This is a genomic window from Plantactinospora sp. DSM 117369 (assembly GCF_053764795.1).
The window spans coordinates 2,210,408-2,225,608 of sequence record NZ_CM132446.1; the positions used below are offsets into that span (position 1 = coordinate 2,210,408).

Annotated in this window: 17 protein-coding genes and 1 pseudogene; 11 read left to right on the top strand and 7 right to left on the bottom strand. The window is 72.5% G+C overall.

The window, feature by feature from the left end; translation table 11 throughout:
- Window positions 1-34 precede the first annotated feature (34 nt).
- The 3 genes from ACSMXO_RS09870 to ACSMXO_RS09880 all read left to right on the top strand — a co-directional run bounded on the left by ACSMXO_RS09870 (window position 35) and on the right by ACSMXO_RS09880 (window position 2,691).
- Window positions 35-652, top strand: a complete 618-nt coding sequence (locus ACSMXO_RS09870; RefSeq protein ID WP_346263472.1) for a hypothetical protein — start codon at window positions 35-37, stop codon at window positions 650-652.
- 59 nt (window positions 653-711) lie between these two features.
- The gene (locus tag ACSMXO_RS09875; RefSeq protein WP_455417453.1) at window positions 712-1,290 is read left to right on the top strand and encodes an HhH-GPD-type base excision DNA repair protein; all 579 of its coding nucleotides are present in this window, start codon (window positions 712-714) and stop codon (window positions 1,288-1,290) included.
- Between the two features lie 183 nt (window positions 1,291-1,473).
- Complete coding sequence (locus ACSMXO_RS09880) at window positions 1,474-2,691, top strand: low temperature requirement protein A (protein WP_455417454.1); 1,218 nt, start codon at window positions 1,474-1,476, stop codon at window positions 2,689-2,691.
- Window positions 2,692-2,737: 46 nt separating this feature from the next.
- Here ACSMXO_RS09880 and ACSMXO_RS09885 read toward each other — a convergent pair whose 3' ends face one another.
- Together ACSMXO_RS09885 and ACSMXO_RS09890 are read right to left on the bottom strand one after the other, a co-directional pair.
- On the bottom strand, window positions 2,738-3,049 hold the full coding sequence (locus ACSMXO_RS09885; RefSeq protein ID WP_455419210.1) for a hypothetical protein: 312 nt from the start codon (window positions 3,047-3,049) through the stop codon (window positions 2,738-2,740).
- Between the two features lie 79 nt (window positions 3,050-3,128).
- A complete protein-coding gene (locus tag ACSMXO_RS09890) occupies window positions 3,129-3,416 on the bottom strand; it encodes a hypothetical protein (protein ID WP_318395162.1) in 288 nt (95 codons plus the stop codon).
- 158 nt (window positions 3,417-3,574) lie between these two features.
- Here ACSMXO_RS09890 and ACSMXO_RS09895 point away from each other — a divergent pair, with 158 nt between their 5' ends.
- Window positions 3,575-3,931 carry a DUF3099 domain-containing protein gene (locus ACSMXO_RS09895; protein ID WP_346263469.1) on the top strand — a complete coding sequence of 119 codons (357 nt, stop codon included), beginning with the start codon at window positions 3,575-3,577 and terminating at the stop codon, window positions 3,929-3,931.
- Between the two features lie 99 nt (window positions 3,932-4,030).
- Entirely contained in the window at window positions 4,031-4,408 is a 378-nt protein-coding gene (locus ACSMXO_RS09900; protein WP_346263468.1) for a DUF4259 domain-containing protein, read from the top strand.
- A gap of 74 nt (window positions 4,409-4,482) precedes the next feature.
- On the opposite strand, the gene ACSMXO_RS09905 is transcribed toward ACSMXO_RS09900, so the two are convergent.
- Together ACSMXO_RS09905 and ACSMXO_RS09910 are read right to left on the bottom strand one after the other, a co-directional pair.
- Window positions 4,483-5,421, bottom strand: a complete 939-nt coding sequence (locus ACSMXO_RS09905; protein ID WP_455417455.1) for a carbohydrate kinase family protein — start codon at window positions 5,419-5,421, stop codon at window positions 4,483-4,485.
- Window positions 5,421-6,338 (bottom strand): pseudouridine-5'-phosphate glycosidase, encoded by a 918-nt coding sequence (locus ACSMXO_RS09910; protein WP_455417456.1) that lies wholly within the window; start codon window positions 6,336-6,338, stop codon window positions 5,421-5,423. Before ACSMXO_RS09910 ends, ACSMXO_RS09905 begins: the two co-directional genes overlap by 1 nt.
- Window positions 6,339-6,445: 107 nt before the next feature.
- Between ACSMXO_RS09910 and ACSMXO_RS09915 the strand changes: the two genes are divergently transcribed.
- From ACSMXO_RS09915 to ACSMXO_RS09925, 3 genes and pseudogenes are all read left to right on the top strand, one after another.
- Window positions 6,446-6,664, top strand: coding sequence for a DUF3039 domain-containing protein (locus ACSMXO_RS09915; RefSeq protein WP_346263465.1), 219 nt, complete (start codon window positions 6,446-6,448; stop codon window positions 6,662-6,664).
- A gap of 39 nt (window positions 6,665-6,703) precedes the next feature.
- Window positions 6,704-7,333: pseudogene (locus tag ACSMXO_RS09920) on the top strand (trimeric intracellular cation channel family protein); the annotation flags it as partial.
- A 344-nt stretch (window positions 7,334-7,677) separates the two neighbouring features.
- Complete coding sequence (locus ACSMXO_RS09925; protein WP_346263463.1) at window positions 7,678-9,399, top strand: DEAD/DEAH box helicase; 1,722 nt, start codon at window positions 7,678-7,680, stop codon at window positions 9,397-9,399.
- Window positions 9,400-9,583: 184 nt separating this feature from the next.
- On the opposite strand, the gene ACSMXO_RS09930 is transcribed toward ACSMXO_RS09925, so the two are convergent.
- Together ACSMXO_RS09930 and ACSMXO_RS09935 are read right to left on the bottom strand one after the other, a co-directional pair.
- Window positions 9,584-9,817 (bottom strand): DUF7455 domain-containing protein, encoded by a 234-nt coding sequence (locus ACSMXO_RS09930; protein WP_203860997.1) that lies wholly within the window; start codon window positions 9,815-9,817, stop codon window positions 9,584-9,586.
- A gap of 244 nt (window positions 9,818-10,061) precedes the next feature.
- Window positions 10,062-11,696 carry an RNA polymerase sigma factor gene (locus ACSMXO_RS09935; RefSeq protein WP_455417457.1) on the bottom strand — a complete coding sequence of 545 codons (1,635 nt, stop codon included), beginning with the start codon at window positions 11,694-11,696 and terminating at the stop codon, window positions 10,062-10,064.
- 289 nt (window positions 11,697-11,985) lie between these two features.
- Between ACSMXO_RS09935 and ACSMXO_RS09940 the strand changes: the two genes are divergently transcribed.
- Complete coding sequence (locus tag ACSMXO_RS09940; RefSeq protein ID WP_455417458.1) at window positions 11,986-12,810, top strand: inositol monophosphatase family protein; 825 nt, start codon at window positions 11,986-11,988, stop codon at window positions 12,808-12,810.
- Between the two features lie 3 nt (window positions 12,811-12,813).
- Here ACSMXO_RS09940 and ACSMXO_RS09945 read toward each other — a convergent pair whose 3' ends face one another.
- Window positions 12,814-13,359 carry a LytR C-terminal domain-containing protein gene (locus tag ACSMXO_RS09945; protein WP_346259614.1) on the bottom strand — a complete coding sequence of 182 codons (546 nt, stop codon included), beginning with the start codon at window positions 13,357-13,359 and terminating at the stop codon, window positions 12,814-12,816.
- A gap of 422 nt (window positions 13,360-13,781) precedes the next feature.
- On the opposite strand from ACSMXO_RS09945, the gene ACSMXO_RS09950 reads away from it, so the two are divergent.
- Window positions 13,782-14,078: a DUF4193 domain-containing protein gene (locus ACSMXO_RS09950; RefSeq protein WP_203861001.1), complete on the top strand. Its 297-nt coding sequence runs from the start codon at window positions 13,782-13,784 to the stop codon at window positions 14,076-14,078.
- A 198-nt stretch (window positions 14,079-14,276) separates the two neighbouring features.
- The gene (locus ACSMXO_RS09955; protein WP_346259613.1) at window positions 14,277-15,170 is read left to right on the top strand and encodes a hypothetical protein; all 894 of its coding nucleotides are present in this window, start codon (window positions 14,277-14,279) and stop codon (window positions 15,168-15,170) included.
- Window positions 15,171-15,201 lie beyond the last annotated feature (31 nt).

The following is a 15,201-nucleotide window of genomic DNA, read 5'->3' on the forward strand; positions in this document are numbered from 1 at the left end:
GGATCCGGCGAGCGGAGCGTACCGAGGGGCCGAGATGATCCTTTCCCGTGCGATCGCCGAGGGCGTGGCGGCCGGCACCGTGACCCTGGTGTTCCGGCGCTGGGCCCGGCCCGACGTCCGAGCCGGTGACACCCTGACCACCGCTGCCGGGGTGATCGCCGTCGAGTCGATCACCGAGGTCGATCCGACGGCTGTCACCGATGCCGAGGCGCGCAGCGCGGGCGCACCGTCCGCCGCCGCCCTGATCGCGGCGCTTCGCGGTACCGCGGGCCAGCCGACGTACCGGATCGGGGTCCGCTGGGTCGGCCCGGACCCTCGGGTGGCGCTGCGGGCCGACAGCCAGCTCTCGGCCGAGCAGCACGCCGAGCTGGCCGCCCGGCTGGCCCGGCTCGACCGGCACAGCCGGTACGGACCGTGGACACACGCCCTGCTCCGGCTCGTCGCCGCCAACCCGGGGCGGCGGGCCGGGGACCTCGCCGACCAGGTCGGCCGGGAGCGGGACGCGTTCAAACGCGACGTACGCAAGCTGAAGAACCTGGGGCTCACCGAGAGCCTTGAGGTCGGCTACCGGATATCCCCGCGCGGCGCCGCGTATCTTGCCGCCCTTTCCGCCGGGCCTCCGCCCGGGGAGACGCGGCCGACGGCGGAGTGACCCGGTGTACGTCCCGGGGGCGCTCCGTCGGTGCCGGAGTGAGCAGGCAAGATAGCCGCATGACGCTCTCGCTGCCCATTGCTGCCGAAGCGAACGAACTGCTCCGGCGTGACCCGCTGGCGCTGCTGATCGGCATGGTCCTCGACCAGCAGGTCAGCATGGAGAAGGCCTTCGCCGGCCCGTACGAGTTGGTGAAGCGGCTCGGCCACGCGCCGGACGCGGCCGAGCTGGCCGCGTTCGACCCGGACGCGCTGACCGCGATCTTCGCCGAGCGCCCCGCCCTGCACCGGTTCCCGAAGGCGATGGCGGCCCGGGTGCAGGAGGTGTGCCGGACCCTGGTCGAGCGGTACGACGGTGATCCGAGCCGGCTCTGGTCGGAGGCCGAGGACGGCCGCGAGCTGCTGAAGCGGATCACCGGGTTGCCCGGGTTCGGCAAGCAGAAGGGGCAGATCTTCCTCGCCCTGCTCGGCAAGCGCTTCGGTGTTCAGCCGCCCGGCTGGCGCGAAGCGGCCGGCGACTACGGCGTCGACGGTGCCCACTACTCGGTCGCCGACGTGGTGGACGAGACGTCGCTGGGCAAGGTGCGCCAGCACAAGCAGCAGATGAAGGCCGCCGCCAAGGCCGCAGCGGCGGGCTGACCCCGCCTGGGCCCGCGCGCGACGACCGGCCGGCGGGGCGGATTCGGGCGGCGGCAGCGCCCGGGCGGATGCTGACTCGTTGAGTGTGGAGATTATCGACGCTCAGGGAGCGACCAATGGTTTCGACGGCTCCGACCCGCGTACCTCTCGGACCGCCGACCGGACCCGCCGGGCTGAGGCCGGATGGCTGACAGGCCGGTGGACCCGGTGCTGCGCGCCGAGTCCAGTTCGCAGCGGGCCACCTTCCTGGAGCTGTTCCTGGATCTGGTCTTCGTCTTCGCACTCACCCGGGTCTCCGCGCGGCTGGTCGAGGATTTCACCACGGAGAAGCGCGTCCTGTTCTCCGAGGCCGGCCAGACCCTGGTCCTGTTCCTGGCGCTCTGGCTGATCTGGGCCTCGACAGCGTGGGTCACCAGCACCCTGGAGCCCGAGGCGTTCGCCGTGCAGGGCGCTGTGGTGCTGACCGTGGTCGGCAGCATGGTGGTGGCGGTGGCGTTGCCGGAGGGGTTCGGCGATCGGGCTCTCATCTTCGCCGCCGCCTATCTCGCGGTCCAGTTCGGCCGGATCGGCTTCCTCGTGGTCGCCACGCGTGGCCGGCTCGTTCCCAACGACCCGGCGTCGCCGCGACGGGTGCTCTTCTGGGCTGGATTGTCTGCCGTGCCGTGGCTCATCGGGGGAATGGTCGACGAGAGTGTCCTCCGGGGAGTGTTGTGGAGCGTCGCGGTCGCCATGGACTATCTCGGGTTCACGCTGGGCTGGCCGACTCCCCGGTCCGGTCGCACGCGGTACGGCACTCAGCCCTTCGGCGGGGAGCACTTGGCCGAACGGCTTCAGCAGTTCCTGTTGATCGCGCTCGGCGAGGTGATCCTCGTCACCGGGATCGCCTTCAGCGGCGGTGACGGCACCTTTACCCCCGCCCGGACCGGCGCGCTGGGTCTGGCGTTGCTGACCACCGTGCTGCTCTGGCGGATCTACTTCTACCGGGCCGGGCACGTGCTACCGGCCGCGCTCGCCGGGGCCCGGGATTCGACCCGGCTCGGTCTCTCCGCCTGGTACACGCACCTGATCATGATTGCCGGCATCGTGCTCACCGGGGTCGGTTACGAGCTGACCATCACCCACCCGTTCGGGCAGATCGTGCCCGGCTGGCTGATCGCCATCCTGGGCGGCCCCGCGCTGTTCCTGGCCGGGCGGGCCGGTTTCGAGTTCCAGGTCTTCGGGCGGATCTCCCGATCCCGGGTGGCCGGCCTGCTCCTGCTGGGAGCGGTGGTACCGGCGATGGAGCACTTGCCGCTGCTGACGGTCGCCGGCGCCACCGCCGGAGTACTGCTCGGGGTGGCCCTCCTCGACCTGCGCCGCTCGTGGGGCCAACCGCCCGAGCAGCCGGTGCCGCGGATCTGACCGGCGGCCGCCGCCCTGCGCGGCCGTCGGTCTCAGTCCGTCGGTCTCAGGCCGCGGTCGGGTGGGCGAGCGCGGCCAGGGCCCGGCGTACGTCGGCCAGCGACACCGTCGCCGAGTCGTCCAGGTCGGCCAGCCCGGCCTCGATCCACTGCCGCATCAGGGTGGTCACCCCGATGCCCCGCGCCTCGGCGGCCGACCGGACCCGTTCGTAGGTGTCCAGCGGCAGGCGTACGGAGCGGCTGACCATCGGCACGTCGGTGTCCGGGGTGGGCAGCTCGACCGGCTGTGCGTCGTCGACCAGGTCGGCGAGCTGGTCGTCTCCGGTGTGGAACCGCTTGATGGCATCGTCTCGGTGCATCGTCACCGCCTCCTCCTCGTCTCGGTGCTCGATCCCGGTCCCCTGGTGCGCGATCTCGGGCCCGCCCGGTGGGACGGACTCATCGCCGTCGCCCCTGGATCGCCTCCTCGTAGCGCTTTGACTCGATGTCGGTCAGGTCACGCGCGGAGAGGATGTCCCAGTCGTTGTCAACTTGATCGGCCTCGGCCAGCAGGATGGCCAGTCGTCGCCCGCGCCGTGCCGTGGCGTAGACGACCATCACGTCGTCGCCGAGGTGCCGGATTACCCGTCGGGCGCTGTGCAGCGCCTCCCACACCTCGCCGGGGGTGACGTCGTGGACCTTCAGGTTTCCCAGCGCCTCGTCGGTGAAGCTGAACCTGCTGCCCACGCGGGGGAGCGTACCACGGGCGTAACACGCCGGGGGCGAGCGCGGGGCCCGGGGCGGCGGCCCGGCGCCGCTGGTCAGGCGAAGGTGCGAGGATGGGGGTGGCATCCCGGGACGGGAGAGTTCCGGGGAGGACCGACCGCATCCCTCCGGAGGCCGTGGTGAAGCGTCAGGCGTACCAGCCGATCCTGATCACCGACGCCTCACGCAGCCAGGACGACCAACTACGTACCCGCGAGCGCCGGTACATCGTGATGATGTCCATCCGGGCACTCTGCGTCATCGTCGGTGCGATCCTGGTCGGCGCCAAGGCACCGCTGCTCTGGCTCTGGCTGCCGCTCTGCGCCGTCGGCATGGTGCTGATCCCGTGGCTGGCGGTCCTGCTCGCGAACGACCGCCCGCCGAAGGAACAGCACCGGATCGGCGCCAGGTGGCGTCGTACGCACCTCGACGAGACCCCGCCCCGGGCGCTGCCTGCCGAGGAGCGGCCGCACCGGGTGATCGACGCCGAGCCGTGATCCGAAGCGTCGGCCCCGGTCGGTAGTCTCACCCGGGCCGGTGATCGACTTCGCGTGCCGGCCGCGGGTGCGGGACGCGAACGGTCAGGAGGAGCAGCGGTGGGTAGCTGGGGCGTCGGCAACTTCGACAACGACACGGCGGCGGACCATCTCTCGATCATCACCAAACGACTGCTCGACGAGGTCACCGAGGCGATGGCCGGCGATCCGGTCGAACTCGAGCCGGACGAGTACTGGGGCGTGGCGGTGCCGTGCAACCTCGAACTGCTCTACCGGTTCGCCGAACTGCCCTACGTCGGCGTCTGCCTACCCGCCCCGGACGTCGCCGCCGACTGGAAGCGGCGTTACCTGGCCGTCTGGGACGAGACCATCGGGGAACTCGTGGAGTCGGCGGAGGCCCGGGAGGCCCGCCGGGCCGTACTGGTGGAGACCTTCGACCGGTTTGTCGCGGCAGCCCGTCGCGAGGCCACGGACTGAGCAGCCACGGGCTGACCAGCCATGGACGGAGCGGGCTGAGCGCTCGCGGACCGGGCCCCCGGCCGGCTGACCGGTCAGCCGACCACCCGGGCCGACCCGTCGGCCGCCGGCCGGGCACCGAGGGTGCCGACCGCCGCCGCGCCCAGTTCGGCCGCCCGGTCCAGCGCCTCGGCCGCCGGCGCCCCGGCGACCCAGGCCGCCAGCAGACCGGCCGCGAACGCGTCCCCGGCTCCGGTCACGTCCCGCACCGGCACCCGGCGGGCCGGCGCGGAGACCACCTCGCCGCCGCGCTCGGCCCAGACAGCACCGGCGGCTCCGTCCTTCACCACGACGTGCCGGGCCACCTCGGTCAGGGCACGCGCCTGGGCGGCCGGTGAGCCCGGGCCGGCCAGCACCGCCGCCTCGTCCGCGTTGGCGAGCAGCAGGTCGGCATCGCGTACCCAGCTCAGGAACGCCGCCGCGCCGACCCGGCGCAGCGGTTCGGCGGAGGCCGCATCCACGCTGGTGGTGAGGCCGCGCCCGCGCGCGGCGGCCAGCGCGCGCCGCCCGGCCTCCCGCGACCCGGCGTCCAACAGGGTGTACGCGGACAGGTGCAGATGGGTCGCGTCCGCGCTGGCGCCCAGCGCGGCGTCCACGTGCTCCGGGGTCAGCCACAGATTCGCACCACGCTGGGTGACCATGGTCCGCTCCCCGTTTCCGGCCAGCACGATGACGGTGCCGGTCGGCACGTCCGGATACCGCCGCACCGCGCACCGCACGCCCAGCGTGGTCAGCTCGGCGAGCCGGGAGGCGCCGGCCTCGTCGGCGCCGACCGCGCCGACCAGGGTCACCGGGCGGCCCCGCCAGGCCAGCCAGGCGGCGGTGTTGGCGGCCTGGCCGCCTCCGGTGACCCGGATGTCGGCCGAGGTGTCGGAGCCGGGCGCCACCGGCCCGGCCAGCACCGCCAGCACGTCGGTGACGATGTCGCCGACCACGACGATCCTGGCCCTGGCCGCAGGTTCCGTGGTGGTCATCACCGGGTGGCGGCGGCCACGGCGATCTGGGCCGCGAGGGCCGCGTTGCGCAGGATGATCCGGACGTTCACCGCAAGGCTGGCGCCCTCGGTGGCCGAGTGGAAGTGGGCCAGCAGGAACGGGGTGACCGCCTTGCCGGTCACCCCGTCGGCGGCGAGCCGGGCCAGCCCGTCGGCCAGGGTGCGGTCGTGCAGGGCCGGATCGAGCTGCTCGTCGGTGGGGAGCGGGTTGGCCACGATCAGCGCACCCGGCTGGACCCCGTGGGCCGTCCGGGCCGCCAGTACCGCCGCGACCTGCTCCGGCGAGTCCAGCGACCAGTCCAGGTCGAAGCCGCCGTCGGTGATGAAGAAGCCGGGGAACCGGCGGCTGCGGTAACCGGCCACCGCCACGCCCAGCGTCTCCAGCCGTTCCAGCGTCGCGCCGACGTCGAGGATCGACTTCACCCCGGCGCAGACCACCGCGATCGGGGTCCGGGAGAGCGTGGTCAGGTCGGCCGACTCGTCGAAGGTCTGCGCCGCCTCCCGGTGCACACCGCCCAGCCCGCCCGTGGCGAAGACCCGGATTCCGGCCGCCGCGGCGACCGCACTGGTGGCGGCCACCGTGGTCGCCCCGTCCGCCCCGGTCGCGGCGGCCAACGCCAGGTCGCGTACGGAGAGCTTGGCGACCCCGTCCGAGGAGGCCAGTCGGGTCAACTGGGCGTCGTCGAGACCCACCACGAGAACGCCCTCGACCATGCCGATGGTGGCCGGCACCGCACCCTCGGCCCGTACGGCCGCTTCGATCTCGCGGGCCACCCGCAGGTTGTCCGGGCGGGGCAGGCCGTGCGAGACGATGGTGCTCTCCAGGGCGACGACGGGACGTCCGGCGCGCAGTGCCTCGGCCACCTCGGCGCCGTACCGGATCTGAAAATCGGTCACGGCTGACCACCGTACGGGCCGGGGCCGGCGGGTGTTCCGGTGGACCGCTCGGCAGTGACCTGCCAGACTTGAGCGTTGGCGGGGTCACTTAGGGAGGAATCGCTGCCGTGAGCACTCAGGTTCTCGAGCGTCCGGAGCTGAAGGACGCGGACACCGGGCCGGAAATGTTCCACTACGTCCGGAAAGACAAGATCGCCGAGAGCGCGGTCATGGGGACCTTCGTGATCGCGCTCTGCGGTGAGACGTTCCCGGTCACCAAGGCCGCCAAGCCAGGCTCGCCGGTCTGCCCGAAGTGCAAGGAGATCTACGACTCCATGCGGGACTGACGCGGGCCGGGGCCAGCCCTGCGCGCGTAACATCCTGCGGTGACCGCCGCAGCCGCCCTGCTCCTCGCCGACCTCACCGGTGTGGCGATCTTCGCCGCCTCCGGGGCGTCAGCCGCGGTGGTCAAGCGGCTCGACCTCTTCGGGGTGGTCTTCGTCGGCTTCGTCGCCGCGCTCGGCGGCGGCATCTTCCGGGACCTGGTGATCGGCGACGGGCCACCGCTGGCCTTCGCCGACTGGCGGTACGCGGTCACCGCGATGGTCACCGCCGCGGCGGTCTTCTGGCTGCATCCCCAGTTGGCGCGGCTGCGTACCACCGTGCTGGTCCTCGACGCGGCCGGGCTCGGCCTCTTCACCGTCACCGGTACGCTCACCGCGCTGGACGCCGGCCTGCCACCGCTCGGCGCCGGCATGATCGGCATGATGGCCGGCATCGGCGGCGGGCTGGGCCGGGACCTGCTCACCGGGGAGATTCCGGTGGTGCTGCGCCGGGAGATCTACGCGGTGGCGGCGCTGGCCGGCGCGGTCGCGGTCGTCGGCCTGGACCGGGCCGGCCTGGCCGGGCCGGGGCCGTTGATGGCGGCGGCGCTCTTCGTCTTCGCGGTTCGGCTGGTGGCCCTGCGCCGGCGCTGGTCGGCTCCGGTCCCGGCGGACCCGCCGGCCGGCGACGGCGCTGTTCCGGCGGCCCGGCAGGCCGACGACGGACGCCGGGTGGAGCGGCAGGCCGATCAGAGCGGCGGCGTGGACCGGCAGGCCGATCACGGCGGCGGCGTGGACCGGCAGGTCGACGACGGACGCGCTGCGGACCAGGGCCGCTGACCGGCAGTGCCCCGACGGTGTCCGGGAACTGTCGAGGCACTCGGGCCGGCGGCGCCAACTGTGCCCGCTGTGGCGTCGGTGTCGCCTGGGTCGGATGGGGCCGGCTGGTTATGCTGGTACGGCCTTCGCGCTCGGTCCGGTCGCGGAGGCGTTTTTCGTGTGGTCGGATACCTGGCCGTCGGAGGGGAGAGATTCGCGTGGGAGCCCGACTGCCGGTTCTCGAGTCGTTCCCGGCGCTGCGGGCGTGGCAGCGTAAGGCGTTGGTGGAATACCTGCGACGCCGTTCCGAGGACTTCCTGGCCGTCGCCACGCCCGGTGCCGGTAAGACCACCTTCGCGCTGCGGATCGCCGCCGAGCTGCTCGCCGACGGCACGGTCGAGGCGGTCACCGTGGTCGCCCCGACCGAGCACCTGAAGACCCAGTGGGCCGCGGCGGCGGCCCGGGTGGGCATCCAGCTCGACGCCGCCTTCCGCAATGCCGACCTGCACTCCTCGGCGGACTTCCACGGTGCGGTCGTCACCTATGCCCAGGTCGGCATCGCCCCGCAGGTGCACCGCCGCCGGACGATGACCCGACGGACCCTGGTGATCCTCGACGAGATCCACCATGCCGGCGACTCCCGGTCCTGGGGCGACGGGGTCAAGGCGGCCTTCGAACCTGCCGTACGCCGGCTGATGCTGACCGGTACGCCGTTCCGGTCGGACGAGAACCCGATCCCCTTCGTCAGCTACGAGCGGGGCGGCGACGGCCTGCAACGCTCCCGGGCCGACTCCGTGTACGGCTACTCGGACGCGCTCGCCGACGGCGTCGTCCGTCCGGTGATCTTTCTCGCGTACTCGGGGGAGACCCGGTGGCGGACCAGTGCCGGGGACGAGTTGGCCGCCCGGCTGGGCGAGCCGATGACCCAGGACCTGATCGCCCAGGCGTGGCGTACCGCGCTGGACCCGGCCGGCGACTGGATGCCGCAGGTGCTGCGGGCCGCCGACGCCCGGTTGCAGGTGCTCCGGGCCGGTGGGGTCTCCGACGCCGCCGGTCTGGTGATCGCCACCGATCAGCAGGCGGCCCGGTCGTACGCCCGGCTGATCGAACGGATCACCGGGGAGCGGGCGGTGGTGGTGCTCTCCGACGACCAGGGCGCCTCGGCCCGGATCGCCGCCTTCGCCGCCTCGGACCAGCGCTGGATGGTCGCGGTCCGGATGGTCTCCGAGGGGGTCGACATTCCCCGGCTGGCCGTCGGCGTCTACGCGACCAGTGCCTCCACGCCGCTCTTCTTCGCCCAGGCGATCGGGCGGTTTGTCCGGGCCCGCCGGCCCGGCGAGACCGCGTCGGTCTTCCTGCCCAGCGTGCCGCATCTGCTCGGGCTGGCCAGCGAGATGGAGGTCGAGCGGGACCACGTGCTGGGCGCGCCGAAGCGGGGCGACGGGCTCGACGACGACCTGCTGGAGCGGGCGCAGCGCACCGAGCAGGCCAGTGGGGAGCTGGAGAAGCGGTTCGAGGCGCTCTCCGCCACCGCCGAACTGGACCAGGTGATCTTCGACGGCGCCTCCTTCGGCACCGCCGCCCAGGCGGGTACGCCGGAGGAGGAGGAATATCTCGGCCTGCCCGGCCTGCTCACCGCCGACCAGGTCGCGGTGCTGCTGAACAAGCGCCAGGCCGAGCAGTTGGCCGCACAGCGGCGCCGGAAGACCGGCGAGCCGGTGCCGGCGCCCCGGCCGGAGAGCCGCCCGCTCAGCGCGGCGGAACGGCGGGTCAGCCTGCGCCGCCAGCTCAACGCGCTGGTCGCGGCGCATCACCACCGGACCGGACTGCCGCATGGCAAGATCCATGCCGAGCTGCGCCGCCGCTGCGGCGGGCCGCCCAGCGCGCAGGCCACCATCGAACAGCTCGAGGAGCGGATCGCCACCGTCCAGACGCTGTGACCGCGTCCCGGCACCGGGGGCGGCCGCACGGCGGCCGGGGGCCCGGGCCGACGCCAGCACAGTGCCGGCGGTCCGGGCCGTGGTGCGGCCGATCGCCGGCGGTGTCGGCAATCGGCACTGTCGGGGTATAGACGACCGGAGGCGCCCGCTCGGGGCACCTCCGGTCAGCTATGTCCTGGTTGGGTTAGTTCGCCATCAACTCGGCGCCTCGCCAGCTGAACTCGGGGTCAACCGCGTACCGAACCGTGATCTTCACGAGATCCTCGGCGTACTTGTTCGCGTGATGCCCACAGAACACCAGCTCGCTTCCACCCGCGAGGGTGATCCGAAGCTTGCCGGCGGCGTTACAGCGGTCGCACCGTTCATCGGCGGCTGGGGGAGCCACCGTCTCGGGCGGCGGCGTGAGGGTCGGGGTCATCGCCTTCCTCCTGCGGTCGTCACCGATGAACACTCTCGTCGGTCATTGCTCACCTATCGTGCAACACCCTTGTGGGGTGTGGCCTTCCCAGTGTGCCCCCGGGGGACCGATGTCACACGTGGTAGAGACAGTGTGCCGTGCCACCAGGGTGCCACGTCAACGATCACAAGTGGGGAACCACCGATCATCATGCGCCCGATGTACGTGTGGTGATCAGATGGACACGACTGGTTGACTTTTGGGGTCAGTCAAGATAATCGCGCAGCACCTGCGAACGGGACGGATGGCGCAGCTTCGACATCGTCTTGGACTCGATCTGCCGGATCCGCTCGCGGGTCACGCCGTACACCTGGCCGATCTCGTCCAGGGTGCGCGGCTGCCCGTCGGTCAGCCCGAACCGCAGCCGCACCACACCGGCCTCCCGCTCGGAGAGCGTCTGGAGCACCTGCTGGAGCTGGTCCTGCAACAGCGAGAAGGAGACCGCGTCGACCGCGACGACCGCCTCGGAGTCCTCGATGAAGTCCCCGAGCTGGCTGTCTCCCTCGTCGCCGATGGTCTGGTCGAGCGAGATCGGCTCCCGGGCGTACTGCTGGATCTCCAGCACCTTCTCGGGTGTGATGTCCATCTCCTTCGCCAGCTCCTCCGGAGTGGGCTCGCGGCCCAGGTCCTGGAGTAGCTCGCGCTGGATCCGGCCCAGCTTGTTGATCACTTCGACCATGTGTACCGGGATGCGGATGGTGCGGGCCTGGTCGGCCATGGCCCGGGTGATGGCCTGCCGGATCCACCAGGTGGCGTAGGTGGAGAACTTGTAGCCCTTGGTGTAGTCGAACTTCTCGACGGCGCGGATCAGGCCGAGGTTGCCCTCCTGGATCAGGTCCAGGAACGCCATGCCCCGCCCCGTGTAGCGCTTGGCCAGCGAGACCACCAGCCGCAGGTTCGCCTCGAGCAGGTGGTTCTTGGCCCGCTCGCCGTCCCGGGAGATCCACATCAGGTCGCGCTGCATCTCCCGGACGAGCTTCTCCTCGCCCTCCTCGGCGGCGCGCAGTCGCTCGGCGGCGTAGAGTCCGGCCTCGATCCGCTTGGCGAGCTCGACCTCCTGCTCGGCGTTGAGCAGCGGGACCTTGCCGATCTGCTTGAGGTAGGCCCGGACCGAGTCGGCCGAGGCGGTCAGCTCGGCGTCCCGGCGCGCCTGCTTGAGCGCCTCGGACTCCTCGTCGTCCCACTCGAAGTCGTTGTCGGTCGCGGCGTCGGCGGCATCTGCCTCGGCGGCCTTGGCCAGCTCGGCCGGCTCCTCGACCACCACGTCCTCGATCTCGGCGGCAAGCTCCTCCGGATCGATGTCGTCGCCGGGACCGTCCGGGTCGCCACCCTTGGTCGGCGCGCCGGCCTTGGCGGCCTTGGCCGGTCCGGTGCCGGCGGCCTTGCCGGCTCCCCGGCCGGGCTTCGCCGGAGCCTTGGCGGCCGTCTCAGCGGCCTTGGCGGCACCAGCCGGCGATGCGCCGTCGGCCGCGAGCGTCGGCTTGCGGGCCGCCGGCTTGCGCGGCGCGCCGGCCGACTCGTCGGCGGCGGGCGCCTGCTTCGGGGCCGGCGGCGCCGACTTCTTGGTCGCCTTGGCGGTGGTCGCCCGCGAGGCGGGGGTGGCGGACCGGGCGGCGGCGACCCGGCGGCGGGTACTCGCCGAGCCGTCGACCACGACGGTCACCCCCGCGTCCGAGAGCGCACGCAGGATCTTCTTGGCCTGGGCCGGAGTCACCTCAGCAGACTCGACCGTACGCGCCAACTCGGCCGACGTGAGCTGGCCGCCGGCGTTCTGCGCATGGGCGATCAGGGTGTCGGTGAGCGAGCGTACGTCGGCGCCGATGTGGCGGGGTTCTGTCACGAATGACCTTCCGGAGGCGATGAGCGAGCACGGCCGGGATCGGCCGGCGCAGCGCTATGCGTTGTGTCGGGCCGATGTGGTTGAGGGACCCCCGTGTCCCGGGCCGGCCGGTGCTCGGCGGTCCGTGGCGCGTGGGCAGGCGTGAATTGTAGCGCCGTCTGCGGCGATCATCCCGCGCCGCACGCCGGAGACGTGGTCCGGGGCCACCGACCCGATGCGCGTGTTGACTTTGTAAGGATGATACTCGCGCCGGGGGCGGGACGTCACAGGCGTGCGGGAAGGGGACGTCATGGACGGCACGACACCGGCTCCGGAGGAGCTGCTGAAGATCGCGGTCGAGGTGGCCCGGGAGGCGGCGGAGACCGCGTACCGGATGCGCGCCGACGGCGTCTCCGGGGTGGCCACCAAGAGCACCGTGACCGACGTGGTCACCGCGGCCGACCGGGCGGTGGAGCGGCAGGCGGTCGCGACCCTGCGGGCGGCCCGGCCCGGCGACGCCGTGCTGGGCGAGGAGTACGGCGACGCCGAGGGCGCCGGCCCGGCCGGCGGCAGCGGCGTACGGTGGATCCTCGACCCGATCGACGGCACCGTGAACTACCTCTACGGGCTGCCGCACTACGCCGTCTCGCTGGCCGCCGAGGTCGACGGCGAGGTGGTCGCCGGAGTGGTCCGCAACGCGGCCACCGGGGACGAGTGGACGGCCGTCCGGGGCCGGGGCGCCTACCGGGCCGGCCGGCGGCTGGCGGGCTCGGTGGAGACCGATCTCGGGCAGGCGCTGGTGGCCACCGGGTTCGGGTACGACCCCGCGCGCCGGGCGCACCAGGCCGGGGTGCTGCACCGGCTCATCCCGTACGTCCGGGACATCCGCCGGTTCGGCGTCGCCTCGATCGACCTCTGCCTGGCCGCCGAGGGACTGGTCGACGGCTACTACGAGAAGGGGCTGAACCTCTGGGACCACGCCGCCGGCGGGCTGGTCGCCACCGAGGCCGGGCTCCGGGTCGGCGGGCTGTCCGGCGCCGCACCCGGGCCGGACCTGGTGATCGCGGCCCCACCGGCGCTGTTCGGCCCGCTGCACGACCACCTGGTCCGGCTCGACGCGGCCGGCGGCCCCTGACGGTCAGTTCAGGTTGGGGTCGGCGCAGGTCCGCGGCGGCAGTTGTGTGCTGTCGCTGTCCCGCTGGGTCAGCGCCTGGTTGACCTCGGTGATGGTCGCCAGTTGCTTGAACTCGCCGCCGATGACGACGTCGACCACGTCGTCCTTGCGGTCGAGCTGGAACTCCGGCTCCGCCTCGTTCAGGAAGTACGCCCTGAGCACGTGGTACGAGCCGACGCCCTTCGGCCCGTACCGCAGCACCGCGACCTCGTCGTCGATGCCCTTCTTCGCCGGCTCGTTGCCGGCCTTGAGCACCTGGAACTGCCGGTTCTGGAAGTCGGTCTTCACCGTGTTGGCCAGGCCGGCGGTCTCGGTCGCGTTGTAGACATTGATCTTGATGTCCTTCGGCAGCCGCAACCGCGTGTCGGCGAGCTTGTCGCCTTCCTGGCAGTCGCTGGCGACCTCCTTGCCGGCCTGGGTGTCGCGGACGAGGGTGACGGCGACGAACACTATGGCGATCACCGCGAGCACGCCGACGACGAGGAGGGCTCGGACGCGCGCGAAAGTCATCTGCTTGGCTCCTGCGAAGCTGGTGTGGAACAGACACCGGGCGGCCGACCGGGCGGGCCGCCGTGGCTATCGAGTATGCCGGTGGCGCCAGCCGTTGTCCGACCGGGTGCTGAATCCACCAGATTTGTCGGCGCGCCGACGCCGATCGGCCGACCGCTACCCCTATCTTCGTGTCGCCTGAGTCACATTGGGAACAACTCCGCGCGCTCGGACGTACATGTCTGCCGCAGGGACGGTATACATGCCTCGCCCGAAGGGGGGTAAGGTACCCCGCTCGCCGGGGGAGTTCCGCCCGGCGGCCACGACCCGGAACGTGCGCCGGGTTGGGCGACCGGAAGTGATGGCCGGCCAGCGGGAACCGAAACAGCGTCCTCCGGCGTTACAACCGGAAGCGACTATATCGATATGGGAGAGTGAGACCGATGGCCACCGACTACGACGCCCCGCGTCGCGACGAGGTCGACCTCGGCGAGGACAGCCTGGAAGAGCTCAAGGCTCGGCGGGTCGACTCACAGTCGGCCGCCGTGGACGTCGACGAGGCCGAGGTCGCCGAGAGCTTCGAGCTGCCCGGTGCCGACCTGGCCGACGAGGAGCTCACCGTGAAGGTGCTGCCGATGCAGTCGGACGAGTTCCGCTGCGCGCGCTGCTTCCTGGTGCACCACCGCAGTCAGCTCGCGGTGGAGCGCAACGGTGAGCTGATCTGCCGCGAGTGCGCCTGACCACTGCGGCCGGAGCGGTCTTCCCGGGCAGGGGAGTCCGTCCGGCGGGTACGGGGTGAGTCTTCCGGGACGGGGGGAGCGGCGACCTCCACGGCTGGGGGTCGCCGCGCGTGATTCGACATGCGGGGCTGGCGGGTAACTGCTTGACTCGATGCGCGTGGTGGCACGCCCCACCGACGACACGCGCTGGAGGTCATGATGAGCCGCTCCGACCGGGCGTCCGACGCTTCCTCGCCGGGACCGACCGATGCCGCCTCGGCGGGACCGACCGACCGGGACGGACCCGCCGTACCGGTCGACGACACGACCTCGGCCACGCCCGCCGACCGGGGTGCGACGCCAGGTGCCGAGCTGGCGTCCCGGGACGACGAGCTGAGTTCGACCGTCGCCGCGCTCACCGCCGACGAGCTCAACCAGTCCCGTCGGCGACGGCTGCTCGGCCGGCTGGTCGGCCAGGTGCGCACCGGGCGACCCGGAAACCTGTTCAAGCCGAAGGCGGCGGTCCGCTGGCTCACCGACACGGTGACGGAGATCGCGCCGCACATCCCGGTGCGCGACCGGGAGACCCTGCTCCGGCACTTCGACGGTCTCGACGGGGACGCGCTGGCCGAGCGGCTGATCCGCAACGCCGTCAGGGCGACCGCCGGGGTGGGCGCGGCCGGTGGCGGTGTCGCGGCGGTGGAGTGGGCGGTCACCCCGACCCTGCTCTCGGCACCGCTGCTGCTGGCCGCCGAGACCGTCGCGGTGGTCGCCATCGAACTCAAGCTGATCGGCGAACTGCACGAGGCGTACGGCGTGCGGCTGCCGGGCGGCGGCGGCCAGCGCGCCGTCACCCTGATCCGGTCCTGGGCGGGCCAGCGCGGAGTCAATCCGCTGCTGCCCGGGGTGGGCGTCGGCGCGGTACTCGGCACGGCGGCCCGCAAGGAGCTGCGGGACCGGCTGCTGCGGCGGTTCGGCCGCAACCTGACCACCCTGGGGCCGTTCCTGACCGGCGCGGCGGTGGCCGGTTTCCTCAACGGCCGGGCCACCCGGGGACTCGGCGACCGGGTCCGGGAGGACCTCCGCCAGGGGCCCAAGGCGCTCGGCGGATGACCGACCGACCCGGCGATCGGCCGGCTCCGGC